Source organism: Moorena sp. SIO2C4 (assembly GCF_010672485.1).
Classification (GTDB): domain Bacteria; phylum Cyanobacteriota; class Cyanobacteriia; order Cyanobacteriales; family Coleofasciculaceae; genus Moorena; species Moorena producens.
Genome location: NZ_JAAHGN010000957.1, coordinates 1 through 2976 on the forward strand (window position 1 = coordinate 1; position 2976 = coordinate 2976).

Annotated in this window: 5 protein-coding genes and 2 pseudogenes; all 7 read left to right on the top strand. The window is 44.7% G+C overall.

What is annotated here, in order from left to right; all coding sequences use genetic code 11:
• Positions 1-198: transposase (locus F6K20_RS31960; RefSeq protein ID WP_287265468.1), on the top strand; the 198-nt coding region annotated here is incomplete at its 5' end.
• On the top strand, positions 199-510 hold the full coding sequence (locus F6K20_RS31965) for a hypothetical protein (protein WP_287297446.1): 312 nt from the start codon (positions 199-201) through the stop codon (positions 508-510).
• A 12-nt stretch (positions 511-522) separates the two neighbouring features.
• Positions 523-753, top strand: a complete 231-nt coding sequence (locus tag F6K20_RS31970; protein WP_075873635.1) for a hypothetical protein — start codon at positions 523-525, stop codon at positions 751-753.
• Positions 731-853 (top strand): hypothetical protein, encoded by a 123-nt coding sequence (locus F6K20_RS31975; protein ID WP_008188975.1) that lies wholly within the window; start codon positions 731-733, stop codon positions 851-853. Before F6K20_RS31970 ends, F6K20_RS31975 begins: the two co-directional genes overlap by 23 nt.
• A gap of 436 nt (positions 854-1289) precedes the next feature.
• Complete coding sequence (locus tag F6K20_RS31980; protein WP_008188977.1) at positions 1290-1976, top strand: CHAT domain-containing protein; 687 nt, start codon at positions 1290-1292, stop codon at positions 1974-1976.
• A 4-nt stretch (positions 1977-1980) separates the two neighbouring features.
• Positions 1981-2683: pseudogene (locus tag F6K20_RS31985) on the top strand (IS607 family transposase).
• Positions 2586-2853: pseudogene (locus F6K20_RS31990) on the top strand (helix-turn-helix domain-containing protein); the annotation flags it as partial. The pseudogenes F6K20_RS31985 and F6K20_RS31990, both read left to right, overlap by 98 nt.
• Positions 2854-2976 lie beyond the last annotated feature (123 nt).

A 2976-nucleotide genomic window follows, 5' to 3' on the forward strand; every position in this document is an offset into this window, starting at 1 on the left:
TATCTTCCCGAGTATAGTCCTGATTATAACTTAATTGAATTGGTTTGGCATTCAGCAAAAGAATATATTGCCAATCGAGTTTTCAAATCAATTGAAGAATTAGAATGTTTGTTAAATCATCTTTTAAATGAAGGAGGGTTAATTATAAAATGGGTACGAAAAATAAAAAACAAAGGCAATGCTGTTATCACAGTTTAAATGCGCAACAGCTTATTGGTGTTATGGGAGCAGTTTTTGGTAGTGGTTATTGAATCCAAGAAAGTGGCCTTTTCTTTGGAAGTGGGTAAACCCCAACTCCTGGCTTATATGCTGTCAAATCCCTATCCTGAAAAACCGGTTTATGGACTGATTACGAATGGCAGTAGCTTCAGGTTTATCAAATTAGTTAAAGGCGAAATAACTCAGTACGCTGTCTCTAAATTGTTTGATATTTTCAATCCAGGAAATGAGCTGTATAGCGTTCTAAGGGTACTGAAGGGTTTGGGTCAATTGGCAATTAACCAGGAATAATGGTGATTTGTGATGAGGGATAGGAGTTTACCGCCAATAGTTCTACATTACCTGGGAGTTCGTCTGTTGATGGTAACCCTGGTTCCTGCTATCTTCTCTGCTACTGTAACTGTGCCACTGATGGCTCAATCGAGCTGGGCACAGACTCAAAACTCCCAGGAAGAAGCCACCCCCTCAGACTTACTTCAGGCTAAAGCTGACCAACTGTTTGAGCAAGGAATTGAACAATACCAGTCAATATAAAGCTGCCCTCCAGTCCTGGCAAGAAGCCCTAGGCATTTATCGCGAACTGGAAGACCGCCACGGGGAAGCCAACTCCCTCAACAATCTCGGGCTTGCTTAGGATAGCCTAGGGCAATACCGCAAAGCGATTGAGTTTCATCAGCAGTCTTTATCCGATACTTTTTAGCTACCAAAACCTACCAAAGGCAAATTCTGGCTCGCCAATGCAAGATGCAATAGCATCCAGGGGGTATCTCCGCGCTTCTCTGACGGAATATCCCGCGAGCGCCATAAAAATGTCAAAAAAGTCTAACACCGGGATAGAGAGCGCAACTACTAAACCCTTGGTTTTCGGCTTTAATTTAAGTTACATAATAATCCCTGTCGGTGTTAACCTAATTTAAGTTTAACAAATAATAAGAGTTTTTGGTAGAGTCTGCGATATTTTCTCTAGCTGTTTACTAACTCTCCGCAACCGTCCCAAAAACCAGTGGGATCACGAAACGATTGCCGAAACCGAAAACAACCGAACTGCTCTGCGAAAAGACTACCAGGACTTGCTGGTTCAATTAAAAGTCCAAAACCCTGAAATCGCTAGCTTAAAAACTGTAGAAGTTGCCTCCCTCCCTGAAATCCAAGGCTTGCTGGATAGCGATACTACCCTAGTCGAGTACTTTGTCACGGATGAACGCACCCTAGCCTTCATTATCACCCGCAACAGCTTCCACACTGTCCCCCTCAATGTCACTCGCCAACAACTGACCGAAGAACTGACACTTTTCCAAGACTTTGCTGACTTAGATCAACCCCATCCCCTAGAACTTAAAAACCTGCACGACTGGCTAATTGTACCCCTCCAGCCCCATCTCAACACCACCACTATCACCATTGTTCCCCACGGTATCCTGCACTATCTTCCCTTTGCTGCCCTCACTGACGGCAAGGAGTACCTCAGTGACAACTACGCCCTATTGTCCCTGCCCAGTGCTAGCATCCTGCGCTACTTACCCGACAAGGGCAAATCAACCACAGGCAGTCTTCTCGCCCTGGGAGATCCCACCATTCCTGGACTTTCCCCCTTAAATCATGCTCAAAAAGAAGTAGAGACCATTGCCAAGCTCTTCCAGACCAAAGCCCTGGTGGGGAAAGCGGCTACCGAAACCGCTCTCCGCTCTAGGGCTTGTAACAGTTTCCGAAAATATTCATATACCTCCCACAATCTCCCAGAATGTGTGTTAGATTAAAAACATGGCACTCATTCCACTCCGTAAGGCGGTCGAACTTACGGGACTCTCCAAAAATACACTAAGAAAGTACGCGGACGATGGAACGATTAGATGCGAGAAAACGCCAGGCGGAACAAGATTGTTTGACGTCGAAAGCCTGCTCACTTTCGGGAACAGTTCGTCAAGCTCTCGATCAGATCATTTTACAATTTGCTACTGTCGAGTCAGTTCCACTAAACAAAAAGACGACCTCGCCAGACAAATCGCCTACATGCACTCCCTTTTCCCGCAAGCCGAAATCATTAAAGACATCGGCTCAGGACTCAACTACAAAAGGAAAGGGCTTCGATCCATATTGGAACGAGTTGTGCGTGGAGATCAGCTCACGATTGTTGTTGCCTGTAGAGACAGACTTACACGATTTGGGTTTGAACTCATTGAGTACTTGGTTAGAAGTTACCGTAAGAGTAGTGCAGCCTTTATAGTTGGTAAATTATGCAGCATAGGGTAAAGGTTTTGTAGTAAGGCTGCACTACTCTAAGGTTTCATCTCCGGTCGGCATCAACGGTGGAAAAATCTTGGTTCTCGACCAGCCTGAAAGTTGTCCAGAATCAGAACTTACCGCAGATCTTCTCTCCATCATTCACGTCTTCTCTTGCCGTGTCCACGGACTCAGAAAGTACGGGTCAAAAATCAAAAAAGATCCGGATATTCCTCAATGCTGAACAGCGATATACTGTTCGTAAGTGGTTTGGAGTTTCCCGTTATGTTTTCAACAAAACCGTCAAGATTCTTGAAGATGGTGAGACTAAAGCTAACTGGAAAGCCATCAAGACCGACATTCTGAATAGCTTACCAGAGTGGTGTAAGGCAGTACCTTATCAAATCAAATGGGTGTGGCTCTTTTGGAAAGACGTTTGGTCAGGTTTAGAGAGGTATCGGAAGAGTAGGAGGAGCAGTAATAGAGCAACGAGCTTGAATTAGTCGTTTCATCAAAGGAAGGCCATCTTTGTACAAA

Coding starts and splice junctions, on each gene's coding strand:
- F6K20_RS31965 (WP_287297446.1), top strand. CDS start 199: ATGCGCAACAGCTTATTGGTGTTATGGGAGCAGTTTTTGGTAGTGGTT.
- F6K20_RS31970 (WP_075873635.1), top strand. CDS start 523: ATGAGGGATAGGAGTTTACCGCCAATAGTTCTACATTACCTGGGAGTT.